This is a genomic window from Nocardioides sp. W7, from assembly GCF_022919075.1.
GTDB lineage: Bacteria > Actinomycetota > Actinomycetes > Propionibacteriales > Nocardioidaceae > Nocardioides.
The window spans coordinates 4,387,424-4,413,610 of record NZ_CP095078.1; the positions used below are offsets into that span (position 1 = coordinate 4,387,424).

General features: G+C 70.6%; 23 protein-coding genes. 11 read left to right on the top strand and 12 right to left on the bottom strand.

What is annotated here, in order from left to right; translation table 11 throughout:
• Positions 1-162: 162 nt before the first annotated feature.
• Positions 163-1,539: a vanadium-dependent haloperoxidase gene (locus MUB56_RS20635; protein ID WP_244928890.1), complete on the bottom strand. Its 1,377-nt coding sequence runs from the start codon at positions 1,537-1,539 to the stop codon at positions 163-165.
• A gap of 544 nt (positions 1,540-2,083) precedes the next feature.
• Here MUB56_RS20635 and MUB56_RS20640 point away from each other — a divergent pair.
• From MUB56_RS20640 to MUB56_RS20660, 5 genes are all read left to right on the top strand, one after another.
• A complete protein-coding gene (locus MUB56_RS20640; protein ID WP_244928891.1) occupies positions 2,084-2,503 on the top strand; it encodes a universal stress protein in 420 nt (139 codons plus the stop codon).
• A 108-nt stretch (positions 2,504-2,611) separates the two neighbouring features.
• On the top strand, positions 2,612-4,225 hold the full coding sequence (locus MUB56_RS20645; RefSeq protein ID WP_244928892.1) for an NAD(P)/FAD-dependent oxidoreductase: 1,614 nt from the start codon (positions 2,612-2,614) through the stop codon (positions 4,223-4,225).
• Complete coding sequence (locus MUB56_RS20650) at positions 4,222-5,427, top strand: CoA transferase (protein ID WP_244928893.1); 1,206 nt, start codon at positions 4,222-4,224, stop codon at positions 5,425-5,427. Before MUB56_RS20645 ends, MUB56_RS20650 begins: the two co-directional genes overlap by 4 nt.
• Before the next feature lie 4 nt (positions 5,428-5,431).
• Positions 5,432-6,424, top strand: coding sequence for an alpha/beta hydrolase (locus MUB56_RS20655; protein WP_244928894.1), 993 nt, complete (start codon positions 5,432-5,434; stop codon positions 6,422-6,424).
• Positions 6,425-6,485: 61 nt separating this feature from the next.
• Positions 6,486-7,223: an FCD domain-containing protein gene (locus tag MUB56_RS20660; protein WP_244928895.1), complete on the top strand. Its 738-nt coding sequence runs from the start codon at positions 6,486-6,488 to the stop codon at positions 7,221-7,223.
• Positions 7,224-7,247: 24 nt separating this feature from the next.
• On the opposite strand, the gene MUB56_RS20665 is transcribed toward MUB56_RS20660, so the two are convergent.
• From MUB56_RS20665 to MUB56_RS20680, 4 genes are read right to left on the bottom strand one after another with little or no spacing between them, the layout of a single operon-like run.
• Positions 7,248-8,045 carry an amidohydrolase family protein gene (locus MUB56_RS20665; protein WP_244928896.1) on the bottom strand — a complete coding sequence of 266 codons (798 nt, stop codon included), beginning with the start codon at positions 8,043-8,045 and terminating at the stop codon, positions 7,248-7,250.
• A 17-nt stretch (positions 8,046-8,062) separates the two neighbouring features.
• The gene (locus MUB56_RS20670) at positions 8,063-8,812 is read right to left on the bottom strand and encodes an SDR family oxidoreductase (protein WP_244928897.1); all 750 of its coding nucleotides are present in this window, start codon (positions 8,810-8,812) and stop codon (positions 8,063-8,065) included.
• On the bottom strand, positions 8,812-9,939 hold the full coding sequence (locus MUB56_RS20675; protein WP_244928898.1) for an acyl-CoA dehydrogenase family protein: 1,128 nt from the start codon (positions 9,937-9,939) through the stop codon (positions 8,812-8,814). Before MUB56_RS20675 ends, MUB56_RS20670 begins: the two co-directional genes overlap by 1 nt.
• A gap of 56 nt (positions 9,940-9,995) precedes the next feature.
• Positions 9,996-11,153 (bottom strand): acyl-CoA dehydrogenase family protein, encoded by a 1,158-nt coding sequence (locus tag MUB56_RS20680; RefSeq protein ID WP_244928899.1) that lies wholly within the window; start codon positions 11,151-11,153, stop codon positions 9,996-9,998.
• A 154-nt stretch (positions 11,154-11,307) separates the two neighbouring features.
• Between MUB56_RS20680 and MUB56_RS20685 the strand changes: the two genes are divergently transcribed.
• The 6 genes from MUB56_RS20685 to MUB56_RS20710 all read left to right on the top strand — a co-directional run bounded on the left by MUB56_RS20685 (position 11,308) and on the right by MUB56_RS20710 (position 18,047).
• On the top strand, positions 11,308-12,543 hold the full coding sequence (locus tag MUB56_RS20685) for a thiolase family protein (protein ID WP_244928900.1): 1,236 nt from the start codon (positions 11,308-11,310) through the stop codon (positions 12,541-12,543).
• A gap of 29 nt (positions 12,544-12,572) precedes the next feature.
• A complete protein-coding gene (locus tag MUB56_RS20690; RefSeq protein WP_244928901.1) occupies positions 12,573-13,331 on the top strand; it encodes an SDR family NAD(P)-dependent oxidoreductase in 759 nt (252 codons plus the stop codon).
• A gap of 39 nt (positions 13,332-13,370) precedes the next feature.
• Positions 13,371-14,138, top strand: coding sequence for a crotonase/enoyl-CoA hydratase family protein (locus MUB56_RS20695; protein ID WP_244928902.1), 768 nt, complete (start codon positions 13,371-13,373; stop codon positions 14,136-14,138).
• A 2-nt stretch (positions 14,139-14,140) separates the two neighbouring features.
• On the top strand, positions 14,141-15,463 hold the full coding sequence (locus tag MUB56_RS20700; RefSeq protein ID WP_244928903.1) for a DUF1214 domain-containing protein: 1,323 nt from the start codon (positions 14,141-14,143) through the stop codon (positions 15,461-15,463).
• A complete protein-coding gene (locus MUB56_RS20705; RefSeq protein WP_244928904.1) occupies positions 15,460-16,902 on the top strand; it encodes a DUF1254 domain-containing protein in 1,443 nt (480 codons plus the stop codon). The genes MUB56_RS20700 and MUB56_RS20705 overlap by 4 nt, the downstream gene beginning before the upstream one ends.
• 200 nt (positions 16,903-17,102) lie before the next feature.
• On the top strand, positions 17,103-18,047 hold the full coding sequence (locus MUB56_RS20710; protein ID WP_244928905.1) for a zinc-binding dehydrogenase: 945 nt from the start codon (positions 17,103-17,105) through the stop codon (positions 18,045-18,047).
• 400 nt (positions 18,048-18,447) lie between these two features.
• On the opposite strand, the gene dctP is transcribed toward MUB56_RS20710, so the two are convergent.
• The 7 genes from dctP to MUB56_RS20745 form a co-directional block, all read right to left on the bottom strand.
• Complete coding sequence (dctP, locus tag MUB56_RS20715) at positions 18,448-19,728, bottom strand: TRAP transporter substrate-binding protein DctP (RefSeq protein WP_244928906.1); 1,281 nt, start codon at positions 19,726-19,728, stop codon at positions 18,448-18,450.
• A 78-nt stretch (positions 19,729-19,806) separates the two neighbouring features.
• Positions 19,807-20,586 carry an SDR family oxidoreductase gene (locus MUB56_RS20720; RefSeq protein WP_244928907.1) on the bottom strand — a complete coding sequence of 260 codons (780 nt, stop codon included), beginning with the start codon at positions 20,584-20,586 and terminating at the stop codon, positions 19,807-19,809.
• Entirely contained in the window at positions 20,583-21,629 is a 1,047-nt protein-coding gene (locus MUB56_RS20725) for an alcohol dehydrogenase catalytic domain-containing protein (protein ID WP_244928908.1), read from the bottom strand. The genes MUB56_RS20720 and MUB56_RS20725 overlap by 4 nt, the downstream gene beginning before the upstream one ends.
• A gap of 4 nt (positions 21,630-21,633) precedes the next feature.
• Positions 21,634-23,604, bottom strand: a complete 1,971-nt coding sequence (locus MUB56_RS20730; protein ID WP_244928909.1) for an FAD-dependent oxidoreductase — start codon at positions 23,602-23,604, stop codon at positions 21,634-21,636.
• Entirely contained in the window at positions 23,601-24,086 is a 486-nt protein-coding gene (locus tag MUB56_RS20735) for a MaoC family dehydratase (RefSeq protein ID WP_244928910.1), read from the bottom strand. Before MUB56_RS20735 ends, MUB56_RS20730 begins: the two co-directional genes overlap by 4 nt.
• Entirely contained in the window at positions 24,086-25,240 is a 1,155-nt protein-coding gene (locus MUB56_RS20740) for an acyl-CoA dehydrogenase family protein (RefSeq protein ID WP_244928911.1), read from the bottom strand. The genes MUB56_RS20735 and MUB56_RS20740 overlap by 1 nt, the downstream gene beginning before the upstream one ends.
• A gap of 58 nt (positions 25,241-25,298) precedes the next feature.
• Positions 25,299-26,186, bottom strand: a complete 888-nt coding sequence (locus MUB56_RS20745) for a CoA ester lyase (RefSeq protein ID WP_244928912.1) — start codon at positions 26,184-26,186, stop codon at positions 25,299-25,301.
• Position 26,187 lies beyond the last annotated feature (1 nt).

The window sequence follows — 26,187 nt, forward strand, 5'->3', positions numbered from 1 at the left end:
CGTCGGGTCGACGGGCGGACGTTCCAGGTCGGTGTGTCATCCCGTTGCCGCGAGTGCCCGCCATACGCTCGGGGGCTGCTCAGTGAATCGTGATCACCGGCGACTGCCAATGGCTCCCCGGGCCGAGGCGCTGGGGTGGGGACCACCAGCTCCTCGCGGACGCTAGTGGTGGTGATGGTGGCGGTGGACCGGCTGCAGATAGTGCGCGGCCGTGTACTTCGCGACCCTCAAGCCGAGCGTCTTGCCCTGGAGGTCGGCGGTGCGGAAGTGCAGGCCGGCCCAGATGCGGGCCTCGACGATCTCGTCCAGCACCCGCGAGAAGCTGTCGAAGCTTCGAGTGGTCGCATCCGCGGGTTGGAGGAACGGCGAGATGCTCGTGATCGAGAAGCCGCCAGCGACGCGGTCACCGAAGAACATCCGCAGGATGCGGGTGTGCGCACCGTCGAGGCAGAGGTGGCCCGACGGGTGATCGGGATACGGCGCCGCGATCAGCGGCAGCCAGGCGGGGTCCGGGGTCGTTGCCGGGTTGCCGTCCTCCGCGGCGCGCTGGATCGCGTTCCAGGGACGCCAGAAGTCCCAGTGGTACTTGTCGTTCCAGCAGTTGATCGCCGCGTCGCCCCCGCTCAGGTTCTGCAGCGCGAGCAGCCGGGCGGTCTCGAGCGCGCCCAGGCCGTTGCGCATCGCGAGTTCGCGGCTCACGTCGTTCCAGCTCTTGACCGGGGTGCTCTGCCACCAACGGGCGATGTAGGTCTGCGTCGTCGTCCGGGTGCTGCCGGACACTGCGCCGATGGCCTTCACCTCGTTGAACTCCTTGGCCCACTTGGCACTGGAGAGCCGGAGCGGGCCGCGGGTGCGGAACTGCGAGGACGACTTCACGGTGAACGGGTCCACCCCACCCACCCACGGGGTGGGATCGAGAACGGGTTGCCCGGTGGCCGGGTTGGTCTGCGGCCACCAGTGCCCGGGAGCTGGGTTGGGCACCCACTGCGAGGGACCGAACCGTCCGTCGTCCGCTCGAGCCGCGATCATCGCCGCGGCGGCGGCCTGGCCGGCGGCTGTCCCCTTCGTCTCGCTCCATCCGTCGGGGATCAGGGCCAGCGCCTCCCCGTACTGCGTGGCGAGCGTGGCGAGCACCGTGGCACGACTGGCCTCGGGAACGTTCGGCACCGTCGACACGATCTCCCGGAGCACCCCGTAGGCCGCCGCTGCGACCGCGGCGTCCTTCGAGGCCCGCGCGGAGAAGCGCTTCGTCAGCAGATAGGACCTGTAGTGCTTGCGCCCGATCGCGTTGACCGCGTCGAAGACGGCGCCCTGCACCATGGCCACGTGCACCTGCGCGGCCGGCGGGGCGCCGCCGGCGGGGCCGGGCAGGTCGATGAGGGTCTTCACCGCGATCTCGTTCCACGCTCGTACGGCGGCGCCGCTGGCATCGCCCCCGGGGACGTGGCCGGTGTGGGCTTCGCTGGAGGCCGTCGACACGCCCCCGAGGGCGAGCACCACCGCAGTCGTCAGGCAGATCAGGTTTCGGGTCGATTTCATCGTCACTCTTCCTTCGCCGGACGAGGACGCGAACCCCAGGACGGTCCTCTGGGTGGATTCGACGCCACTCATCCAACGCCCCGCCAGTCGCCATCGCATCGCACAACTTGGTGAACTTCTCCGGCCGTTCCCGCAACCCCCATCTTGGGGAACTTCACCTCCGCGGTTCACCCTCGCCGGGTCACGGGTACGAGCAGCTGCCGCCGTCTGCTCCCCCGCCGCCGCAGACGCAGATCGCGCTCATCGCCGCCACCTGCCCACGCGCACAACCGTCCCCATCCCAGCGGTAGCCGTGCTGGTGCAGCAGCCACGCCACCGAGTGCGCCGCCGCGCCGACCTCCCCGGACGCCACCTGCGCGGCCTTCCTGGGCGGCGTCACGACCAGCATCCGCCCACCGGTGATTCGACCTGCGCTCGCTGCGCGGCGAGCTGCCGCGTCTTGCCCGAGCCGGCCGCCCCCTACGGAGTTTCCAAGCACCATGCCAATGGTTAACATAGTATGGCGCCCTCATTCAGAGGGGGCTGAGCGGAAGACAGGTTCGCCATGAAGATGATCATTGTCGGCGTCGACGGAAACGAGCCATCAGAGCGCGCCGCCAGGACGGCCGCCAATCTGGCCCGATCCACCGGCGCGCACCTGCACGTGGTCTGCGCCTACGCGCGCGACCAGGTCGCCGAGATCGACGCCGGTGACAGGACGGAGCGCGTCTCCATCGCCGAGGAGTCTGCTGCGATCGCAGCCGAGATAGCAGGGCGAATCACCCACGACGAGGCCCGCACCAGCAGTTCGGCCGCCCAGGGGCGACCGGGAGATGTGTTGATCTCAGAGGCCGAGCGCCTCGAGGCTGACGTCATCGTGGTCGGCAACAAGCGGGTCCAGGGCATCGCCCGGGTGCTTGGGAGCATCGCCCGGGACGTCGCGGCACACGCCCCGTGCGACGTCTACGTCGCCCACACCAACTGACACTCCCGGGGCGCGGGTCCGGATCGCGCATTCGGGCCCGCACCCTTGTGGCACGCCTCTCATGAATGTTAGTATTCATATGCATTGATTGCGCTCGAGAGGAACCCCGTGACAGATCGCATCGCACCCCCCACCCGGCTTGACACCCTGGTGGTCGGGGCCGGCTTCTCCGGCCTCTACTCGCTCTACCGCCTGCGCGAGATGGGCCACTCGGTCCACCTGGTGGAGCGCGCCGACCAGGTGGGTGGCGTCTGGCATTGGAACCGGTATCCCGGCGCACGGTGCGACATCGAGAGCGTCGACTACTGCTACTCGTTCTCGCCCGAGCTGGTACAGGAGTGGAACTGGAGCGAGCGCTACCCCGCCCAGCCCGAGATCCTGGCCTACATCAACTTCGTGGCCGACAAGTTCGACCTGCGCTCCGGCATCTCGTTCCACACCGAGGTCGTCTCGATGGTCTGGGACGAGGAAGAGCGCGCCTGGCACGTGACGACCAGTCAGGGAGACCGGATCACCGCCGCCCACGTGGTCATGGCCACGGGTCAGCTGGCCGTGCCCCAGCTCCCCGACATCGCGGGAGTCCACGACTTCGGCGGCCAGACCATCCACACGGGCAACTGGCCGCACGAGGGCGTCGACCTGAGCGGCACGCGGGTCGGCGTGATCGGCACCGGCTCGTCGGGCGTCCAGGTGATCCCCCAGATCGCACGGCAGGCCGATCACCTCACGGTGTTCCAGCGCACCGCGCACTACGCCATCCCGGCGCGCAACCGCCCGCTCGACCAGGAGTACGCCGCCCAGCTCAAGTCCAACTTCGAGGAGTACCGCGAGATCGCCCGGAACCACCCGGGTGGCACCCACCGGCACATCGGCGAGGACTCGGCCCTGGATGTCGACCCCGGGGCCGTGATCGAGACCTTCGAGGGCCACTGGGAGCGAGGCGGGCCGGACATCCTCGCGGCGTACAAGGACATCCGCACCAACGAGGTCGCGGCCGAGCGGGCCGGCGCCTTCGTGCGCGACAAGATCAAGCAGCTCGTCAGCGACCCCGGCACGGCCGAGCGCCTCTCCCCCAAGGGCTACCCCTTCGGCTCCAAGCGTCTGGTGCTCGAGATCGACTACTACGACACCTACAACCGCGACAACGTGTCGCTGGTAGACGTCCACGCGGACCCGATCGACCGGATCACCGAGCGCGGCGTGCTCCTGGCGAGCGGCGCCGAGCACGAGCTGGACATGCTGGTGCACGCCACCGGGTTCGACGCCCTGACCGGCGCCCTCTTCCACATCGACCCCGTGGGTGTGGACGGCCGGCGACTCTCGGAGGCCTGGCAGGACGGCCCGCAGACCTACCTGGGCATCAGCACCCACGGCTTCCCCAACATGTACGTCGTCGCGGGCGCCGGGAGCCCCTCGGTGATCAGCAACGTGCTGATCTCCATCGAGCAGCACGTGGAGTGGATCACCGACCACATCAACTGGCTGGCCAAGAACGGGCTGACGCGCTCGGAGGCTGAGCTCGAGCCCCAGGAGCAGTGGACCCACCACGTCTACGAGGTCGCCCAGCCCACGCTCTTCATGAAGGGCAACAGCTGGTACGTCGGCGCGAACGTCCCGGGCAAGCCGCGGGTCTTCGCGCTGTACCTGGGTGGCGTCGGGGCCTACCGGCAGATCTGCCAGAAGGTCGCCGACAACAGCTACGAAGGGTTCGCCACGTCATGACCAGTCAGCACGCCCCGCTCGCCGGGGTCAAGGTCGTCGAGCTCGGCTCGATGTACGCCGCCCCCACGGCCGGCCGGATGCTCCGCGACTTCGGCGCCGACGTCATCAAGGTCGAGGATCCCACCTCCGGCGACTTCGCCCGCCAGTGGCAGCCCGCGCACGAGGGGTTGGCCATCGGCTTCTCCCGGCTCAACTCCGGCAAGCGCTCGGTCGGCATCGACATGCGCCACGAAGAGGGCCGCGCGGTCGCCAAGGAGCTGATCAAGGGCGCGGACGTGGTCATCGAGAACTTCCGTCCCGGTCGCATGGAAGCCTGGGGCATGGGTTACGACCAGCTCAGCGCCGACCACCCGCGGCTCGTGATGACCCGGGTCAGCGGCTTCGGGCAGACGGGTCCCTACAGCGAGCGTCCCGGCTTCGGCACGGTCGCGGAGACGGCCAGCGGCTACGCGTTCCTCAACGGGTGGCCGGACACTCCCCCGACGGCGCCGCCGTTCGGGTTCGCGGACTCCATCGCCGGAATCTCGGCGGCGTTCGGCACCTCGATGGCCCTGTTCCGGCGCGAGCTCAGCGGCCACGGCTCCGAGGTCGACGTCGCCCTCTACGAGCCCCTGATGTTCATCCTGGGCGACGCGGTCCTGAACTACACCGCCAGCGGGACGATCATGAAGCGGCACGGCAACGCCTCCGGTGCCGCCTCCCCGCGCGGCATCTACGAGGCTGCGGACGGTGGGTGGCTCTCGATCGCGGCCTCCAACCAGTCGATCGCCCTGAGGCTCTTCGAGGCGATGGGGCGGCCCGACCTCAAGGACGACGCGCGCTTCGCCACCAACACCGCGCGGATGGCGAACAACGACGCCATGCAGCAGATCGTCATCGACTGGGTGAGGTCCTACCCGCGCGACGAGGCACTGGTCGTCCTGGACAAGCACGAGGTGGTGGCGGCGGCGGTGAACGACGCCAAGGACGTCACCGAGGACCCGCACTTCGCCGAACGGACGCTGGTGGAGCTGGCCAACACCGTCTTCGGCCAGGCACTGATGCCCGGCCCTATCCTGCACGTCAAGGACTACGACGGACCCGTCTACGACGGTGTCCCGGGCATCGGCCAGCACACCCGCGAGGTCCTCGTCGACGAGCTCGGGCTGAGGCCCGAGACGGTCGCCGATCTCGCGGAGCGCGGCGTGGTGAGTGGGAGCTGACGCCGTGACCGCTCCGTGGCTGGCAAACCCGCTGGTCTCCTCGCCCGCCGCCTCGAAGCCGATGGACGCCGGCCTGGCCGAGCTGGCCCGGGGACGGGACGCCTCCGGCGCCACGCCGATGACCCGGACGTCGGTTGCCGACAACCGGGAGCGCATCGTGCTCGGTCACCGGCTCTGCTCCGCCGGCCCCGAGGTCGGCTCGGTCGAGGAGCTCCAGGTCCCCGGCACGGAGACGCGGCCGCCGGTCCCGGTGCGGGTCTACACGCCTGCGGGCGAGGTGAGCGCCACGCTGGTCTACCTGCACGGGGGTGGCTGGTTCACCGGCGACCTCGACTACCCCGACGAGCTGTGCCGCTTCCTCGCACGGGACGCAGGCCTGAGGGTGGTCAGCGTCGACTACCGCCTCGCCCCCGAGCACCCCTACCCGTTGCCGTTGGACGACGCCGAGGCCGCGCTGGTCTGGACCACCCGGGAGTTCGCGGACGTGCCGCTCGGGATCGCCGGCGACAGCGCCGGCGGGAACCTGGCGGCGGCGTGCCTGCTGCGAGCACGCGCCGACGGGCTGCGCGTCGACTTCCAGGTCCTGGTCTATCCGGTGTCCGACACCGACTTCGGGCGTGACTCCTACCGAGCCTGTGAGCACGGGTTCCCGCTGGGCAGGGCCGATCTGGAGCACTGCTTCGACCTCTACGTCCCCGACCACGGTGACCGCGCGTCCACCGAGGTCGCCCCCCTGCGCGCCGACCTGAGCGGCATGCCCCCGGCGCTCGTCGTGGTGGCCGGCCACGACCCACTCCACGACGAGGGGGTCGCCCACGCGGCTCGGCTCCGCGAGTGCGGCGTCCCTGTGGCCTTGGTGGACCACGGCACTCTGTGCCACGGTTTCCTCCGCTTCACCGGAGCGTCCTCCGCCGCTTCCGCAGCACGGGACGAACTGGTACGACAGACTGCGTGCTTGGTGAGAGCCAACGTGCGGGCCAGTTCGCCGATTAGATGACTATCATCCAACGAATCTGTCGTCACCACGTCACAGGTTCCACCGAGGGGGGACACCCACGATGAGTACCAACCCACTGCGGCCCATGAAGACCGCGATGCTGGTAGCCCAGCGCATCGTCGCCGACATCAACGACCGCGGCAACCTGGTGGGTGACCGGCTGCCCCCCGAGCGGCTGATGCTGGAGAAGTACGACGTGGGTCGCGGCACCCTGCGTGAGTCGTTGCGCTTCCTCGAGCTCCAGGGCGTGATCACCCTCAAGCCCGGGCCCGGCGGAGGTCCCGTCGTCGTCCACCCCGACGCCACCAGTCTGGCCACCTCGCTGACCCTGCTGCTGCAGTTCTCCAACGCGCCGTTCCGCACCATCGCCGAGGCCCGGCTGGGCCTCGAGCCCATGATGTCGCAGCTGTGTGCCGAGCGGATGACCGACGACGACGTGGCGTCCCTCAAGGACAGCGTGGACACCATGCACGCCAACCTGGACAACCAGTCCATCTTCCTGGAGGAGAACAAGCGCTTCCACGACGTGATCGCGCACGGGTCGGGCAACGCGATGTTCGGCTACCTGGTCGACGCCCTCCTGGGCATCCTCGACGGCTCGGCCATCGGCATCGAGTACCCCGAGTACCGCCGTGAGGCGGTGCACGAGGCCCACCTGCAGATCTACAAGGCGATCGAGTCCAAGGACCCCGCCGCCGCGGCCGCCTCGATGCACGAGCACATCCGTCAGTACATGCGTTACGCGGAGAAGAAGTTCCCCGAGGTCCTGGACGCTCCTATCGTGTGGGGACAGGCCTGAGCCTCGACCCCTCTGCCAGGGCGATCAGGCAGGCAGCCTGTCCCCCAGCACGCTGGCCAGCGTGCCCCCGAGGACCATCCTGACCTCGTCGTCGGTGAGCCCCAGCGCCTCGATCGCCCGGATCTCCTCCGCCGGGCTGGTCATCGGCCAGTCGGAGCCGAAGACGATGCGCTCGGCGCCGTGCTTGCGGATCAGGTCGCGGACGCGCTCGGGGCGCAGGGTGGCCAGGCTCGGGGGCCAGGAGGTCTCCAGCACCACGTCGGCACCGGCGAGCATCTCCTCGGCGTCGTCCAGGATCTTGTAGCCGCCGAAGTGGCAGGCCATCAGCCGCAGGTCCGGGAACTGCCGGGTGATGTCGCGGATCATCTTCGGGCTCGACAGGCTGTTGGTGAACGCGTCACCGCCCTCGCCGACGTGGGTGATGACGGCGTAGTCGCTGCCGAACGCCTCCAAGATCTCCCACAGGCGTGGGTCGTCCAGGGCGTACTTCTGGAACAGCGGGTGGATCTTCACCGCCTGGACGCCGTGCCGCTCGAGGCTGGCCAGGTTCTCCTCGACCGAGAGCTCGACGTGGACGGTGCCGAACGCCACGTGGGTCTCGTCGGCCAGGCCGGCCACAAAACGGTTGACGGAGTCGACGTGGCGGGCCTCGTTGGCGATCGCCAGACAACAGCTGACCTCGACGCCGCTGGCCTGCATGTCGCGGGTCAGTCCGCTGACGGTGCCGTCGCCGCGAGCCTCGAGTCCCTCGACCCGGTTGCCCCCCAGTGCGATCTCGGCGATCTTGTCGGGCCAGACGTGGGTGTGGGCGTCGATGATCACGAGGTTCCTCTCGGAGGTCAGAGCTTGCCGGACTCGCCACCGTCGACGACGAAGATCGCGCCGGTGGTGAACGAGGACAACGGGGAGACGAGCAGGCAGGTCAGCGGGACGATCTCGGAGGGGTCGGCCATCCGGCCGGCCGGGATCTTCGCGATCCGCTTCGCGTGCAGCTCGGGGGACTCGGTGACCGCCTTCTGCGCCTCGGTCACGAAGGCGCCGGGGGCGATGCAGTTCACCTGGACGTTCTTGGGCGCCCACTCGGCGGCCAGTGCCTCGGTGAAGCGGACGACCGCGCCCTTGGAGGTCGAGTAGGGCACCAGGAACGGCTTGCCGCGCACGCCCGTGGTGGAGGCGATGTTGACGATCCGCCCCGCGCCCTGCTCGATCATGTGCTGGCCGGCGGCCTGGGCGAGCAGCATCGGGGCAATGACGTTGACCGCCATCGCGTCCTTCCAGATCTCCGGGTCCTGGGTGGCGAACTTTCCGGCGGGGGCGATCCCGGCGTTGTTGACCAAGCCGTCGATCCGGCCGTGCCGCGCGACGACCTCCGGAACGAGCGCCTTGACCGACTCCTCGTCCCGCATGTCGACCTTGACCGCACTGATCCGGCCCTCGCCCCGGGTGGCGACCTCCTCGAGGGAGTCGACCGAACGGGCGGCCGCCACCACGGTGGCACCCTCCTTGGCCAGCGCGATCGCCATCGCGGCGCCGAGGCCGCGACTGGCGCCCGTCACCAGGACGACGGTGTCCTTCAGCTGCAGGTCCATCAGCGGGCAGCCTTAGCCAGACGTCGGGCCAGGGAGTCGAGCAGCACCTCGGTGGCCCCCTCGTAGACCCGCAGCGGACGCGCGTTGCGGTAGAGCCGCTCGATCTTCGAGCCGCGGACGAGACCGAACCGGCCCATCGTCTGCAGGGACCGGTCGACGACCGCCGCGGCGGCCTCGGTGGCGTGCACCTTGGCCATCGAGGAGTAGTCCAGGTGCCCGAGCGGGTCGCCCTTGGCCAGCGCGGCCGCCCGGTAGACGAACGCCCGGGCCGCCTCGACGTCCGTCCAGGACTGGGCCAACTTCTGCGACACCGCGCCGAGCTCGATCAGCGGGGCGCCGAACTGCTCCCGGGTCATGGCGTGCTGCTTCGCCTCGTCGAGGGCCGCCTGGGCCAGGCCGACGCCGGAGGCGGCGACGGTCACGCGGAAGACCGCCAAGGTCTGCAGCATCAGCGAGAACGCCTTGCCCGGCACGCCGAGCCGGTGGTCGGCGGGCACCCGGACGTCCTCGAAGGTGAGCTCGCCGAGGATGTGCGGCGCCATCAGGTCGGCGCCCTTCTCGACGCTCAGGCCGGGCGTGTCCGCCGGGACCAGCACCATCGACCAGCCCTCGCCCTCGCGCACCATGGTGCAGTAGAAGTCCGCGGCGCCGCCGTTGGTGATGAAGGACTTGCGTCCGTTGACGACGAGCTCGTCCCCGTCGGCGACCATCGTGGTGGTGACGGCCCTCAGATCGGAGCCCACGTCGGGTTCCGTCAGCGCCAGTCCGGCGATCGCCTCCAGCGTCGCGACCTTCGGCAGCCACCGCTGCTTCAGGTCCTCGGAGCCACCCACGGAAAGCGAGTAGCTGCCGACCCCCTGCATCCCGAACATGGAGTCCAGGTGCGCGGAGGAGTACATGAGCTGCTCACGCACCACGGCGATCGTCAAGGGGTCCAGGACCTCGTCGTGGCCGCCGTACGCCGCCTGGACGACGTAGCGAGCCAACCCACTGTCGCGCAGCGCGTCGAGGCATCCCTGGTGCACCTCGGTGGCCTCGTCCGCCTCGGCGGCGAACGGCTCGACCTTGGCCGCGACGTCGCGGGCGACCTGCTGGATCTGGCGGTGGCGGGCGCTGAGGTCGAACATCTGACCATCTTCCACGGTGAACCTCTTCCGGTGTCTTCGGGTGTGCGGGCGGCCGGTCAGCGGCGCTGGTCGAACCGGCGGCCGGTGAGCTCGGTGGCGATCCGGATCCGCTGCATGGTGGGCGTGCCACCGGCGACGGCCCAGCCGTGCGCGTCGCGGTGCATCCGCTCCAAGCCGTACTCCTCGGTCAGGCCGTTTCCGCCGTGCAGCTGCATGGCCAGGTCGGTGACCCGCTTGGCCATCTCGTTGGCGGTGCACTTGGCCAGCGAGACCTCGAGCGAGTCGGGCAGCCCGTGGGCGGCGGTCGCCGCGGCGCGGTCGCGCAGCAGCCGTGCCGCCTCCACCTGGAGCAGCATGTCCGCCAGGGTCACCTGGACCGACTGGAAGTCGATCAGCGGCTTGCCGAACTGCTCGCGCTCCTGGACGTACTGCACGGTGGCGTCGAGGGCGGCCTGGCCGATGGCGAGGCTCATGGTGGTGTTGCCCAGACGCTCGATCGCGAAGATGCCGAAGAGCTTGTTGAAGCCGCCCGCCGGGACGACGACGTTCTCCTCGGGAACCGCGACGTTGTCGAAGTAGAGGTCGGCCGACGGGATACCGCGAAACCCGATCAGCCGCTCGGACGCCCCGAAGCTGAAGCCCGCGGCCTCCTTCTCCACGACCACGGCGCCGATGCCCTTGGCGCCCGGGTCGTCACTGAGCCGGCAGTACACCAGGTAAAGGTCGGCCTCGCCGCCGTTGGAGATCCACCGCTTGTTGCCGTTCAGCACCAGGCTGCCGTCGGCGGTGCGCTTGGCGGTGGTGCGCATGTCGGTGGCCGCGGACCCGGCGTCGGGCTCGGAGATGCCGACCGCCATGGTCTTGTTGCCGGCCACGATGTCGGGAAGCCAGCGCTGCTTCTGCTCCTCGGTGCCGAGGTGGTTGATCACCTGGGCCGGGCCGGTGTTGGCCTCGAAGATCTGGAAGGCGGCAGGGCGGCAAACCTTGCCGAACTCCTCGATCACCGCCAGCGCCTGGCCCAGCGGCGCACCGGAGCCGCCGTACTGCTCGGGGTAGGCGATCCCCAGGAAGCCGAGCTCGCCCAGCCGCTGGCGCTGCTCGAGCGAGACCGGCGTGCGGTCCCGGTCCATCGACTCGGCCAGCGGGCCGTAGACGTCGTGAGCGACCTTGGCGGCCAGCTGGCGGATCTCGGTGAAGTCGTCGGTGTCGACCATGAACGGCACCCTCTCTCAGTAGTAATCATTACCATAGATTCCGAGGGCGGCCCCGTCAAGCGTTCCGACCCGACCGCGAATCCGTGGTTAACGAAGCGCTCCCGGCGGATGGACGGCCGTGGACACTCGATGACAATCATGATAAGCAATATCCATGGCAGATGCGCAAGGCCCCACGGCCGGGAACAAGCCCCAGCACCTCACCGACCCGCGTGACGTGGTGATCGTCGACGCCGTCCGGACCGCCTCCGGCAAGGGGCGCGTCGGCGGCTCGCTGGCCGACGTCCACCCGGTCGACCTGCTCGCGCAGACGTTCCAGCGGCTGCTGGAGCGTCACCCCGCGGTCGACCCCGGGGCCGTCGACGACGTCATCGTCGGCTGCGTCTCCCAAGTGGGTGAGCAGTCCGCGACGCCGGGCCGGATGGCCTGGCTCGGCGCGGGCTTCCCCGCCCACGTGCCCGCGACCACGATCGACCGCAAGTGCGGCTCCAGCCAGCAGTCGGTGCACTTCGCCGCGCAGGGCATCCGCTCCGGCGAGTACGACATCGTCGTCGCCGGCGGCGTGGAGTCGATGAGCCGGGTGGTCATGGGGTCCGCACGGATGGACGCCGACCCGTACGGCGCCATGGTCGCCGAGCGCTACTCCCCCGGCCTGGTCTCCCAGGGCGTGGCCGCCGAGCTGGTCGCCGCCCGGTGGAAGCTCGACCGGGCCTCCCTCGACGAGTACTCGGTGCGTTCCCACCACCTGGCCGCGGCCGCCCAGGAGTCCGGCGCCTTCGACCGGGAGATCGTGCCGATCTCCACCCCGCACGGTGTCTTCGACCGCGACGAGTCCATCCGCGCCGGCAGCACCGTGGAGAAGCTCGGCGGGCTGAAGGCGGTCTTCGAGTCCCCGGAGTTCTCCGAGCGCTTCCCCGACGTCGACTGGTCGGTGACGGCCGGCAACTCCTCGCAGATCACCGACGGCGCCAGCGCCCTGCTCGTCATGAGCCGGGCGAAGGCCGAGGAACTCGGCCTGACCCCCCGGGCCCGCGTGCACTCCATGGTCGTCGTCGGCGACGACCCGTTGCTCATGCTGACCGGCCCCATCCCGGCCACCCACCAAGTGCTGGAGCGCTCGGGCCTGTCGCTCTCCGACATCGACCACGTCGAGGTCAACGAGGCTTTCGCCCCCGTGCCGCTCTCCTGGCTTGCCGAGTTCGGCATCGACCCGGCCCGGCTCAACCCGCGCGGTGGTGCGATCGCCCTCGGCCATCCGCTCGGCGCCTCCGGCGGCAGGCTGATGACCACGATGCTGCACGCGCTGGAGGACAACGACCAGCAGTTCGGGCTCCAGCTGATGTGCGAGGCCGGCGGCATGGCCAACGCCACCATCATCGAGCGGCTCTGAGCCGCACCCACCTTCCCTAGGAGATTCCCGTGAACCTCACGAACGCCTCGGCCCTGGTCACCGGGGGCGCCTCCGGCCTCGGCGCCGCCACCTCCCGCCGGCTCGCGAAGGCCGGCGCCCACGTCCTCGTCCTCGACCTCAACGAGGAGCTCGGGCAGGAGTTCGCCGCCGAGATCGGCGGCACCTTCGCCCACGGCGACGTCACCGACCCGGTCGCCGTCGACGCGGCGCTCGACGCCGCCGAGGCGCAGGGTCCGCTGCGCGCGCTGGTCCACTGCGCCGGCAAGGGTGGCACCGTCCGCCTGGTCAACCGGGACGGCACCCCCGGCGACCTCGCGCTCTACCAGCAGCTGATCAACATCAACCTGGTCGGCACCTTCAACGTGCTGCGCCTGGCCGCCACCCGGATGGCGGCCAACGAGGTCGTCGACGGCGAGCGCGGGGTCTGCGTGCTCACCGCCTCGGTCGCGGCCTGGGAGGGCCAGATCGGCCAGATCCCCTACGCCTCCGCCAAGGCCGGCGTCGTCGGCATGACCCTCGTCGCCGCCCGCGACCTGGCGACCAAGAACATCCGGGTCAACACCATCGCGCCCGGTGTCTTCGACACCCCGATCCTGGCCCGGTTCTCCCAGGAGATCCGCGACGGCCTCGGCGCCCAGGTGCCCAACCCGGCACGCCTCGGCCAGCCCGACGAGTTCGCCATGATGGCGATGCAGGTCGTGGAGAACCCCTACCTCAACGGCGAGACCATCCGTCTCGACGGCGCCATCCGCATGTCGCCGCGCTGACCAGATCGTCGAACCACACGCCCTGACCAAGGAGCAGAGATGACGGAACAGGACCTCAAGGTCACCGAGCACGGGCGCACCCTGGTGCTCACCATGGACCGGCCCGAAGCACGCAACGCCATGTCGATGTCCATGGCGCACCAGATCGCCGACGCCCTGGACATGCTCGACAGCCGCGACGACCTCAGCCTGGGCATCATCACCGGTGCCAGCGAGACCTTCTGCGCCGGGATGGACCTGAAGGGCTTCGCCCGCGGCGAGAGGCCGGTCGTCGAGGGGCGGGGCTTCGCCGGGATCGTGAAGCGTCCCTCGACCAAGCCGCTGATCGCCGCGGTCGAGGGCTATGCCCTCGCCGGCGGCTTCGAGATCGTGCTCTCCTGCGACCTCGTCGTCGCCTCGACAGCCGCCAGGTTCGGGCTCCCCGAGGTCAAGCGCGGCCTCACCGCCGCCGCGGGCGGGCTGATGAAGCTGCCCCAGCGGATCCCGTACCACCTCGCGATGGATCTGGTCCTGACCGGTCGCATGTGGCCGGCCACCGAGGCCGCCGACGTGCACCTGGTCAACCGGCTCGCCGAGCCCGGCCAGGCGCTGGCTGTCGCGCTGGAGCTGGCCGAGGAGATCTCCGCCAACGCGCCCCTGGCGCTGGCCGCCTCCAAGCAGGTCATGGTGCAGTCGGCCGACTGGACCCTGGCGGAGCGGTTCGACCGCCAGGAGGAGTTCGTCAACCCGATCCGCCTCTCCCAGGACGCCAAGGAGGGCGCACAGGCCTTCGTCGAGAAGCGCGACCCCGTCTGGACCGGGCGCTGACGGTGGCCGCCGGCACGACCGGGACCGGGATGCGCGAGCTCGCCGCCCGGGCCTGGGTCTGGGGCATGCCGTGGGTGGAGGCGGCGCACCTGCGGGTGCGCCGCACCCTCCCCGACGACCCGTTCGCCCCGCGGATCGAGACCTCGCCGGGCGCGGCGCTCAACAACCTCGGCCGACAGCGACGCACCTCCGACCCCCGCTACCGGGTCGGCGTGGGGGTCAACAGCGACACCCTCTACACCTCTGCGTGGCTCGACCTCGCCGAGGAGCCGTTCGTGCTCGAGGTGCCACGGGTCGAGAAGCGCTACTACTCCTTCCAGGTCGGGCACGCCGACAGCTCCAGCGAGGTCGCCTTCGGCTCCCGCACCCACGGCGAGACGATGCCGCCGGTCTTCCTGTGCTCCTCGCGGTACGACGGGGAGGTGCCGGCGGGCATGCTCGCGGTCCGCACCACCACGCGCTACGTGAACCTGCCCGGCCGCATCCTGGTCGACCCGACCAGCGACGACGACCACAGGCGGGTGCACGAGATCCAGGACGGCGTCCGGTTGCGGCCGCTGTCGAAGTACCTCGCCGGCGAGGACGGTCCCAACCCGGTGCCGGCTCAGCGTCGGCTGGACCCGGCGGCCGGCTCCGACCCACGGCTGGCGTTCCTCCACAAGCTCTTCGCGGTCGTCACCGAGGAGCACCTGACCGCCACCGAGCAGGCGCACTGGGCGGCCCTCGCACCCCTGGGCCTGCGGGGCGACGCCCTGGACGAGTCTGCGCTCTCCGAGGCTCATCGTGAGGCGGTCGCAGCCGGTCTGGTCGACGGCCAGGAGCAGGTCGCCGCGCGCGCCCGGAAGCTCGGCACCCAGACGGGCGGCTGGACCGTGAACTACGCCGGACCCCGGTTCGGCGACGACCCGCTCCTGCGCGCCGGGGTCGCCCGCGACCAGATCTTCGTCACCGTGCCGGAGGAGGGCCTCTACCCGCTCGGCAAGATCGACGCCGACGGCGCGCCGCTGGACGGGCGGCACGCCTACCGGATCCACTTCCCCGCGGGGCAGCTGCCGCCCGTCGACGCGTTCTGGTCGGTGACGATGTACGACGCGGAGGGGTTCCTCGTGGCCAACGAGCGCGAGGCCTACTCGCTCGGCGACCGGACGCCCGGGGTCGTCGCGGACGACGGGTCGGCCACCCTCGTGCTCGGCCACCAGCCGCAGGAGGGAAGCTGGCTGCCAGCGCCCGACGGGCCCTTCTACCTGATGCTCCGGCTGTTCGCCCCGAAGCCGGAGGTGCTGGACGGCTCCTGGCTGCCCGCACCGATCGAGAGGCTCGCATGAGCGTCTCCACCTGGCCGTCCGCCTTCGGCCAATACCCGGACCCACCGCGTCCGAGCTATGCGACCACCGACGTCGGGCTGCTCCAGGCCCCGGTTGTCGACGACGTGCTCCCCGCCGACGGTCCAGAGCTCGACGCGCTGACCCGGTCGCTGGTACGCGACGCGGTGGTCTACGGATTGCCGGTGGTCCTGCAGTACGAGCACCTGCTCCACCTGGCGCTGGACCCCGAGCACCCGTCGTACGTCGGCTTCAACACCCTGCGCCACGAGGACGCGCCGGCGGGTCCGGGCTACCCGGGCTTCAAGACGCCGAACGCCGACACCCTGTACTCCAGCGCCTGGCTGGACCTGACCGGCGGCCCGGTCGAGCTCGACGTCCCGGCGATGGGCGCGCGCTACTACACCGCGCACTTCCTCGACCTGTTCAGCAACGCCGTCAACCTCAGCACCCGCACCCTCGGTCCGGACGGCGGGCGGGCATGGCTCGCCACCACCGACTGGGACGGCGAGGTGCCCGAGGGCACCCGGGTGCTGCGGGTGGCCACGCCGTACCTGTGGCTGCTGCTGCGGGTTTTCGTCCGCGACGCCGACGACCTGCCGACCGCCCGGGCACTGCAGCGCCTGGTGACCCTGAGGCCCCTCGCCGCCTCCACCGGTGCCGAGGCCGACGACGACGCGTGGCCGATCCTCTCCGGGCCGGCCGAGGAGTTGGGCGCCGAGGAGTTCCTCACCGTGCTCGACCACTGCCTGCGACACTCCCCGCACCCCGTGCAGGAGGACGCGCTGGTCCACCACCTCACCGCGATCGGGCTCGGCGCGCGCCGCCCGTTCGACTGCGACGCCTGGAGCGAGTCGCGGCGCGACGCGATGCGCCAGGGGTACGACGACGCATTCGCCCTCGTGCGCTCGGTGCTGACGCGCCGCGGGATCCCCGCCGGGGACGCCGGCTGGCGCACCCTGCGGTCCGGCACCTACGGCTTCAACTACCTGCACCGCGCCGCCACCAGCTACCAGGGGCTGGGTGCCACGGTCCGTGAGGAGAGCGGGCCCTACACGACCTTCGTGGACGGCTCCGGCGAGGCGCTGGACGGCAGCCGAGCCTACGTGCTGCGGCTGGACCCCCCGCCCCCGGTGGACGCCTTCTGGTCGATCTCGGCGTACGACGTCCAGACCCGCGAGCTGGTCGAGAATCCGGCGGAGCGGTACTCCGTCAACGACCACTCCCGCGGGCTGGTGTGCGGCGACGACGGGTCGGTGGAGCTGCGCCTGACCAGCCGGGCGGGGGCAGACCCCGCGCCGAACGTGCTGCCCGTCCCGCCGGGGCGGTTCTACCTGGTGCTACGCGCCTACCTCGGCGGCGAGGCGGTACTCGACGGCAGTTGGACACCGCCGCCCGTGTTGCCGGTGGACGACCTCGACACGGACGGAGACACGCGATGAAGGTCTGGCACTTCACGGGAGTGGGACAGCCGCTGGTCCGGGCGGAGGCGCGTCACCCTGGTCGGCTCCCGCGGCGGCACCGTCGAGGATCATCCCCGACGGTCTCGACCGGCTGCACCGCGGCGACGTGACCGGTCGCCTGGTCGCCGTACCCGACTGCCCCTCCCCACCTGAACATCTCGACGCAAGGAGAACTCCTCATGAAGGCCTGGCAGTTCCACGGAACCGGCGAACCGCTCGTGCTCACCGACGTCGCGGAGCCGACCGCCGGCCCCGGGGAGGTCGTCGTCGACATCCACGCCGCCGGGCTCTGCCACACAGACGTCGGGATCCTGCACGACCCGGTCTGGGCGCCCGGGCTCGCGGAGCCACCCTTCACCCTCGGCCACGAGCTGGCCGGGACGATCAGCGAGGTCGGTGAGGGCGTGACGGGCTGGACGGTCGGCCACCGGGTCGGGGTCTCCCCCGCCGGCACCACCCGCCCTGGCCTGGGCCGCGACGGCGGCTACTCCTACCGGTGCATCGCCCACCCGGCCGACCTGGTGCCGATGCCCGAGGGCCTGTCGTTCGAGCTGGCCGCCATGGGCACCGACGCCGGACGCGCGCCGTACCGGGCCGTGGTCGTGAGGGGCGAGGTCCAGGCCGGGCAGAAGGTCGGCATCATCGGCCTCGGCGGGCTGGGGCAGATCGGCGCGCGGATCGCGGTACTCAAGGGCGCCGAGGTCTACGTCGCGGAGGTCAAGGAGTCCCTGTGGCCACTGGCCGAGGAGCTCGGCGCCAGGGGGGTGGCCAGGTCGATCACCGAGTTCGCCGACCAGGAGCTCGACCTGGTCGTCGACTTCGCCGGCTTCGGCTCGACCACCGCCGACGCGATCGAGACCGTGAAGACCTTCGGCCGGGTCGTCCAGGTCGGTATGGGCGTGCTGGAGTCGACCATCTCGACCAACACCCTGATCATGAAGCAGGTCACGCTGATGGGGTCGCGCGGCGGTACGGTCCAGGACATCGCAGCCGTCTACGACATGTTCACCTCGGGTCTCCTGGCCCCCGAGCTCACGCCCATCACCTTCGACGACATCCCCGACGCACTCGACCGGCTGCACCGGGGCGAGGCGGTGGGTAGGTACGTCGCAGTCATGCGTTGACGAGTCCCGTCGACGAGCGGTCCGCGTCAGCGGTGACCCGCGACCGCGTGCGGCTCGTGGCCGCTCTCCAGCTCAGCCACCTCGTCGTCGGTCAGCTCGACGTCGAGGGAGGCGAGCGCGTCCTCGAGGTGCTGCCGGATGATCGGGCGCGCCTGGTCCTCGTCGAGCGCCCGGGGGTGACGGCCCAGCTCGCGGTCACCCCAGCTCAGGCACCCAAGGTCAGCGCCGGGACCTCGAGACCGCTGCTGCCGAGCTTCGTGTGTCGCATGGGGTCACCTTCCAGGAGCCGCGCCGGATGGAAAAGGAACCGGCGCCGGAGCCTGGTGAGGCCCGGCGCCGGTGAGATCGACGACCCGAGGGAGGGAGGGGTGGGTCGCCGAGTCAGGAGGGTCAGGAGGGGTCAGGAGGGGCGGCGGTCCGCTACGACGTCCTCCCAGAGGACGTCGAAGTAGGGCTGGAGGTCGGGGACGCCGTTGGCGTGCCACTCGGGGAACTCCTCGTAGGAGGTGTCCAGGCCCTTGATGTCGAGGCCGGCGACGGTCTCGGCCCAACGGGCCTCCGCTTCCTTCGCGGCCTCCAGGAACGCCTCGCCGTCACCGAGCGCGTCGCTGTTCGCGACCTCGGCCTCCAGCTCCTCGTTGGTCTCGACGAGGGCCGCCTTGGCGTCCTCGTCGAAGCTCAGGAACTCCCCGCCCGCGTCGAGCACCTGCTGCGTCGCCGCGGCGGCGTTGTCCCAGGCACCTTCGAAGTTCGCCTGCATCAGCACGTCGAGCCGGTCGATCATCAGCTGCTGGGCCGGGAGCGGCAGGTCGTTCCACTTGTCGATGCTCATCGCGATGGAGCCACCGGGGCTGTTGAAGCCGACCTCGGGGTCGAAGACCGGGTAGGGCACCGACTCGATGTAGCCGCCCAGCGCGGCGCCGGTCACGGTGGTGATCGCGCAGTCGACGACGCCGCGCTCGAGGCTCTCGAACATCTCGGTGTAGGCGATCGAGGACGGCTTCATCCCCAGTGCCTCGGCCTGCGCGTTCTGGTGGCGGCTCTGACTCGCCACACCGTTGTTCTTCAGGTCCTCGAGCGACGTGGACTCCTCACCGCAGTAGGGCATGTAGGCACCCGAGCCGAAGCCCGGCAGCAACAGCTTCATGCCGTGGTCCTCGTACTCCGTGTCGATCTCGTCGGTCAGCGTGGCGAGCTCGAAGATGATGCCGTGCCACTGGAGCATGGAGTCGACCGGCGTCTGGCGACCCAGGTGGCTGAGGTTCCACAGGTTGTTGGAGACGGGGAACTCGTCGGGGATCAGCGACGGCATGACCGAGCCGATGTCGATCCGCCCGTCGGCGATCGCCTCGTGGGTCTCGGTCGGGCCCGCGGCAGCGTTGGAGTAGATGAACTCGAAAGTGATCTTGCCCCCGGACCACTCGTCGACGGCCTCGGCATAGTCCTCGAACCGGCGGCCGGTGGCGGAGTCCTTGGGACCCGTGGACTGGATGACGAGCTCGACCGGGTCCATGTCGGCCAGCGCGTCCACGTACTCGCTCTTCTCGGCCCCGTACTCGATGCTCTCGCCGCCGGCGCTGGTCGTGCCGGAGCCCGAGTCCTCGGCGCACGCAGTCACGGCCAGGGAGAATGCCGCGGCCGCCAGGGCCCCGCGGACCAGGCGGTTGGGTCGGTTCTTCACGTGCTGCCTCCTGCAAGGGAACGGGCCCGTCGTCGAAGGGCTCCAGATTTTTACCCTAATCGTTATAAGAGATTTCTGTCAACGCCTGGGTGCTGTTCGGCCGGAGAGGAATCCCCCGTCGACCACGTGGCTCGAACCGGTGACGAAGGAGGCGGCATCCGTGAGCAGGAACACCACCGACGCGGCCACCTCCTCGGCGGTGCCCAGCCGGTCGACCGCGTGCAGCGACGCCAGGGCAGCCACCTCCGCCTCGCTGCGACGGCTGCGCAGCAGCTCGGTGCCGATGAAGCCCGGCACCACGGAGTTGACCCGGATCCCGTCGCCCGCGTACTCCAGCGCCGCCGACCTCGTCAGGCCCTCCACCGCGTGCTTGCTGGTGGAGTACGCCGCGGCGCCGGGGTGCCCCACATGACCGGTCACCGAGGAGATGTTGACGATCGACCCACCCGTCACCCCGGACCCGTCGGCACAGGCGAGCATCGCGCGGACCTCCGCGCGCAGGCAGCGGAACAGCCCGTCGAGGTTGACCCCCAGCACTCGCGACCAGTCCTCGTCGGAGTACTCGTGGAGTCGGGCGCTGGGGCCGCCGACCCCGGCCACGTTGACCGCAGCGTCGAGGCTGCCGTGCTCGTCGAGCACCTGGGCGACAAGTCGGTCCACGGACTCCGTCGAAGTGACGTCGAGCGGCAGGACGGGTCTGCCCCGGCGCGGGGAGCCGGTCGGCAGGTCCGCGGTGACGACGATCGCGCCCGCGTGCTCAGCGGCGTCGGCGCAGGCCGACCCGATGGCGCCGGCACCTCCTGTGACCAGGACGACCCTGCCCGCCAGGGCGTCGGCTGCGAACGCCTTCCGAGTCACCACGACTCCCTCGCGGGCAGGACGACCGCGCGGCCGACCAGGCCGCCGGTGCGCATCAGCTCGTAGGCGCGGTGCGCCTCATCCAGGGAGAAGGTGTTCGTGTGCACCGAGAGAACCCCGCGACGCGACAGCTCCAGCACCTCGTCCAGGTCGCCGCGCGACCCCCAGTACGGGGTGCGCACGGTGGAGCCCAGCGGCATCGTCTTGACCGCGACCGGCACGGTGGCGGCGCCCACGCCCACCACCGACAGCTCCCCGCCCGGGGCGAGACAGGCGACGGCGTCGGCCAGCGTCCGCTCGGAGGCGACGAAGTCCAGGACGACGTCCGCCCCGTCCTCACCGGTGAGGGCACGAACCTCCGCGGCGACCGGGGCGACGGTCGGGTCGAGGACCACGTCGGCTCCCAGGCCGGCTGCGAGCTCGCGCGCCGCCGCCGAGACGTCGAACGCGACGACACGGGCCGGGGTCAGGTGCTTGACCAGCTGAAGCGCCAGGTGGCCCAGGCCGCCGATCCCGAGCACCACCACTGTGGCGCCCTCGACCATGGCGTCCCGGCTCAGCCGCACCGCGGTGAAGGCCGTCAGCCCCGCGTCGGTCAGCGGGGCCGCCTGCTCCGGCGCGATGCCGTCGGCCCGCACCAGATGTCGACTGCTCGGCACCAGCACCTGCTCGGCAAGGCCCCCGTCGGCGCCCAGCCCCACCGGGAAGATCCGCTCACGGGCGGCGCGTGGGCACAGGTTCTCCTCCCCCGCCCGGCACCGGCGGCACTCGCCGCAGCCCCACGGGCCGTGCACCACCACCGGGTCACCGACGGCGACACCGGTCACGCCGCCGCCGACCTCGCGCACCGTCCCGGCCACCTCGTGCCCCAGCACCAGCGGCAGGGGGAAGGGGTGGCTGTCGGCCGGACGGCCCGTGAGGGTGAGGTCGGAGTGGCAGAGCCCGGCCGCGGTCACGTCGAGCACGACCTGGCCGGGACCAGGGACGAGCGCCGGTCTCTCGACCAGCGCCACCCCATGGCCGTCGTACTCCCAGGCACGCACCCGCTCAGGCCTCGACCAGCACCTCCGCCAGCGCCGCCGCCTGGCGGGTGGCGAAGGAGAGGCGTCTGGGCGCGTACGCGTCGCCGAGGACGTGCAGATGGTCAACCCGGCCGCGAAGCTCTCCGTAGAGCGTCGAGTCGGACTCGGCACCACACGCCAGCACCACGGTGTCGTAGCCCTCGAGCTTGCTGCTCTCCCAGCTGTAGACGTCGCGCACGGTGACGGAGTCGGGGGCGATCCCCACGACCTCCTCGAGCTGGCGGAACCGCACACCGCGCCGGCGCAGCCGCGCCATGATCCCGCCGAGGATGTAACGCCCCAGGAGCTGCGCGGGCTGGGCGGAACCGTAGACCAGGGTCACCTCCTTGCCGGCCTCACTCAGGGCGTCAGCCACGCTGAGCGGCGCCAGGTGGTCGTCCTGGGCGACGACCAGGACGCGGTCCCCGACCGGCGCTCCCCGCAGCACGTCGGCGGCCTGCACCACGTGCGGCAGCTCCACGCCGGCGATCTCGGGACGGTGCGGGGTCGCCCCGGTGGTCACTGCGACCACGTCGGCGCCGTGCGCGACCACGTCGTCCGCCGTCGCCCGGCGTCCCAGCCGGACCGTGACGCCGACCCGCTCGAGCCGTGCCGCCTGCCAGTCCAGGTACTCGCCGTACTTCTCGTAGCTCGGGCTCAGCGCGGCGGTGCGCAGCTGACCCCCCAGCTCCTTGGTGGCCTCCCAGAGCTCGACCCGGTGGCCGCTCTCGGCGCAGAGGGCCGCCAGCTCCATGCCGGCCGGACCGCCGCCGACGACGAGGAGCGACCTCGCCTCCGAGGCGACGCCCCACGACTCGCCCCAGCGACCGCGGTGCTCCGTGGCCACGTGCGGGTTGACAGCACACCCGAAGGGCAGCCCCTCGACGTACTGGCGGCTGATGCAGTCGTTGCCCCCGATACAGGGGCGCACCGCGAGGGTGAGCCCGCTGCGGGACTTCGTGATCAGGTCCCGCTCGGCCAGGTACGCGCGAGCCATGCCCACGACGTCGGCGTGCCCGTCGGCCACCACCCGCTCGGCGACCTCCAGCGAGGTGACACGACCGGCGTAGACCACCGGCAGCGAGACGGCGCTGCGCACCTGTCCGGCGAGCTCGGACCACTGGGCGGGCTCGTAGAACTGGGGCTGGATGTAGCTGGGGTCTCCCCAGGGGGAGCCGATGACCGCGTGCAGGAAGTCGACCAGACCGGTCTTCTCCAGGTACTGCGCGATCTCCAGGCCGGCCTCGACGTCGTAGCCGCCGGGGACCTCCTCGCGCATGTTGAACCGGACGCCGAGGGCCAGGTCGCCGCCGATCGCCTCGCGCACCGCCTGCAGCGACTCGACCGCGAAACGGGCCCGGTTCTCCAGGGAGCCGCCGTACCGGTCGTCGCGCCGGTTCGTGAGCGGCGAGAGGAACCACTCGAGCATGTCGTCGTGGTTGAGGTGGAGCTCGATGCCGTCCAGGCCGGCCCTGCGGGCCTGCTCGCCGCAGAACCGGTACTCCTCGACGTACCACGCGATGTCCTCCGCCGTCATCACGTGGGGACGCACGCCGGCGAGCGGCGAGCTGAGCCGGTTGCTCGGCGCCTGGGGTACGCCGCCGATCACCGTCAGCTGGCTCGTCACCACGCCGCCGGCGTCGTGCAGGCGGCCGGCGAGGCGCGCGACCCGCTCGACGTAGTTGGGCTGGCGGTAGTTGCCCAGCGTCTCGGCGCCGTACCCGCCCGTCTCGAAGCCGGGGATGATGTTGTTGCGGACCCGGCCGCGGACACCGTCGATCCACGCGGCCCCGTCCTGGACCCGGGACTCCCAGTAGGCGATGTGGGTCTCGGCCTGCTCCTCGGTGCCCCACAGGTTGCCGATGCCGGAGCCATGCGGAGGCACCATGATCCGGTTGCGCAGCCGCATCGGCCCCAGGTCGACAGGGGTGAACAGGGACGGGTACTGCTCGCTCACGCCGGCCTCTCCTCGCCGAAGACCGCGCCGTCGGCCGGCAGCTTCATCATCAGGCCGACGCGCTTGCAGGTCAGCACCAGCACGTCGTCCTGGTTGTATCCGCGGTGCTCGAACCAGACGACGCCGGAGTCGTCTCGACTCTTCGACTCGCGCTTGTCCACGATCGTGGTCTCCCCGCGCAGCGTGTCGCCGTGGAAGACCGGCGCCGGGAAGCGGACGTCCTCGTATCCGAGGTTGCCGAGGGTGGTGCCCATCGTCAGCTCCGGGACGTGGAAGGCGCCGATCAGCGCCAGCGTGAAGAGGCTGTTGAACAGCGGCTTGCCGTGCACCGTGGTCTTGGCGTACTCGGCGTCGAGGTGGATCGGCGCCACGTTCATCGTCAGGGACGTGAACATCACGTTGTCCATCTCGGTGACGGTCCGCCGGAACGTGTGCCGGTAGACCTTGCCGACCTCGAACTCCTCGAAGTAGAGACCTCGCATCAGTAACTCCTGGGAAGGCCGAGCACGTGCTCGGCGACGTAGTTGAGAACCATCTCCTGGCTGATCGGCGCGATCCGCATGAGACGGGCCTCGCGGAAGTAGCGCTCGACGTGGAACTCACGGCTGTAACCCATGCCCCCGTGCACCTGCAGCGCCACGTCGGCCGAGTAGTAGCCGGCCTCGGCGCAGAGCCACTTGGCGTAGTTGGCCTCCGCGCCGCACGGCAGCTGGTTGTCGACCTTCCAGGTCGCGTCGCGCAGCACCGCGTCCGCGGCCTCGATCCGGATCTTGGCCTCGGCCAGCTGGAAGGCCAGGCCCTGGTTCTGCCCGATGGGACGGCCGAAGACGACCCGGTCCTTGGCGTACTGGACACCGCGGCGCAGCGCGGCCTCACCAATGCCGAGCATCGCGTTGGCTGCGACCACCCGCTCAGCGTTCAGCCCGGTGAGAATGACCTTGAAGCCCTTGCCGACCTCGCCGACCACGTCCTCGTCGGGCACGAAGAGGTCGTCGATGAAGAGCTCGTTGCTGTCGACGGAGTTCCGGCCCATCTTGGGGATCGGCCGAATGGTGACCTTCTGCCGGTCCATGGGTGCGAAGAAGACGGTCAGCCCGTCGGTCTTCTTCACGCACTCGTTCTTGGGGGTGGTGCGGGCGAGCAGCAGCATCCGCTCGGCCTGCTGGGCGTTGGAGATCCACACCTTCTTGCCCGAGACCAGCCAGCCACCGTCGACCTTGCGGGCGAAGGTGGAGATGTTGGTGGTGTCGGTGCCGGCGTCTGGCTCGGTCACCGCGAAGGAGATCTGCAGGTTGCCCTCGGGGACACGGGGCAGGAAGCGCTGCTTCAGCTCCTCGCTGCCGTGGTGCAGGATCGGCTCGAAGCCGAAGATCCCGATGTGCACCGCGGAGCAGCCGCCCATCCCGGCGCCCGAGGCGGCGATCTCGCGCTCCACGATGGCCGCCTCGGTGACGCCCAGACCGCCCCCGCCGTACTCCTCGGGGATGGTCAGGCCCAGCCAGCCCCCCTCGGTGACGGCGTGGAAGAAGTCCCAGGGGAACTCGTGCTTCTCGTCCCGCTCGGCCCAGTACTCGTCGGGGAACTTCGCACACAGGGTGCGGACGGCCTGGCGGATGTCCTCGTGGACAGGGTCCACCTCACGATTCACCATGATCTCCTCGCTCTCGGTTGCTTCGGGGGCCGGCCTGCAGCGGTCAGCCGGCCTCGCCGCGGACCAGCCGGGCGTGCGCGAGCCAGTCGCGAGCCTTCTCCGCGTGGGCCAGGTCGACGTGGGAGCCGCGGAAGCGAACTGCACCGTGCCCCTCGGCGACGGCCCTCTCCATCGTCGCCACCAGGTCCTGGTAGTAGGCGACCTCCTCGTCGGAGGGCGTGTAGACCTCGTGCACCACCGGCACGTGCGACGGGTGGATGAGCACCTGGCCGCGGAAGCCGAGCTGGAGACCGTAGTCGGCGAACGTCCGCAGCCCGTCGAGGTCACCCAGGTCCTCCCACAGCCCGGTGAGCGCGTGCAGCCCGTACTGTCGGCAGGCCAGCAGGATCCGGCTGCGGAGGTAGAGCGTCTCGCTGCCCTCCCGTGACTGCCGGTAGCCGACCGCGCGGGCGATGTCGGCGTGCTCGGAGGTGGGCCCGATCATCGCGCCCACCCGGGGGGAGGCGGCGGCGATCTCGAAGGCGTTGGTGATCGCGTCGACCATCTCGACCGGCACGATCATCTCCAGCCCCGCGCCGCCGTTACGCGCCTCGAACCAGTCGAGCAGGGTCTCCCAGCGCACCACGTCCGTGGCGTTGCGGATCTTGGGGGCGAAGACACCGGTGAGGTCGGGACCGACGACGGCTTCCAGGTCCGCCCCGCTCATCCGGGTGTCCAGCGCGTTGGGCCGCACGAAGAGCCCGACCTGCGGCGACTCGGCACGCAGCTCCGCGAGGGTCTGGCGCGCGGTGTCGCGCGCGGACTCCTTGAGCTCGACCGGCACGGAGTCCTCTAGGTCGATGACCACGCAGTCGGCACCCGAGGCCAGCGCCTTGCGTGCCCACTCGGGCTTGTGGGCCGGGACGAAGAGGATCGAGCGGTAGGGATGCACG

Excerpts from the sequence above, each read along its gene's own strand:
- MUB56_RS20650 (WP_244928893.1), top strand. The coding sequence starts at position 4,222 with ATGACCAGTCAGCACGCCCCGCTCGCCGGGGTCAAGGTCGTCGAGCTC.
- MUB56_RS20640 (WP_244928891.1), top strand. The coding sequence starts at position 2,084 with ATGAAGATGATCATTGTCGGCGTCGACGGAAACGAGCCATCAGAGCGC.
- MUB56_RS20675 (WP_244928898.1), bottom strand. The coding sequence starts at position 9,939 with ATGTTCGACCTCAGCGCCCGCCACCGCCAGATCCAGCAGGTCGCCCGC.
- MUB56_RS20670 (WP_244928897.1), bottom strand. The coding sequence starts at position 8,812 with ATGGACCTGCAGCTGAAGGACACCGTCGTCCTGGTGACGGGCGCCAGT.
- MUB56_RS20635 (WP_244928890.1), bottom strand. The coding sequence starts at position 1,539 with ATGAAATCGACCCGAAACCTGATCTGCCTGACGACTGCGGTGGTGCTC.
- MUB56_RS20695 (WP_244928902.1), top strand. The coding sequence starts at position 13,371 with ATGACGGAACAGGACCTCAAGGTCACCGAGCACGGGCGCACCCTGGTG.
- MUB56_RS20735 (WP_244928910.1), bottom strand. The coding sequence starts at position 24,086 with ATGCGAGGTCTCTACTTCGAGGAGTTCGAGGTCGGCAAGGTCTACCGG.
- MUB56_RS20685 (WP_244928900.1), top strand. The coding sequence starts at position 11,308 with ATGGCAGATGCGCAAGGCCCCACGGCCGGGAACAAGCCCCAGCACCTC.
- MUB56_RS20680 (WP_244928899.1), bottom strand. The coding sequence starts at position 11,153 with ATGGTCGACACCGACGACTTCACCGAGATCCGCCAGCTGGCCGCCAAG.
- MUB56_RS20660 (WP_244928895.1), top strand. The coding sequence starts at position 6,486 with ATGAGTACCAACCCACTGCGGCCCATGAAGACCGCGATGCTGGTAGCC.
- MUB56_RS20705 (WP_244928904.1), top strand. The coding sequence starts at position 15,460 with ATGAGCGTCTCCACCTGGCCGTCCGCCTTCGGCCAATACCCGGACCCA.
- MUB56_RS20710 (WP_244928905.1), top strand. The coding sequence starts at position 17,103 with ATGAAGGCCTGGCAGTTCCACGGAACCGGCGAACCGCTCGTGCTCACC.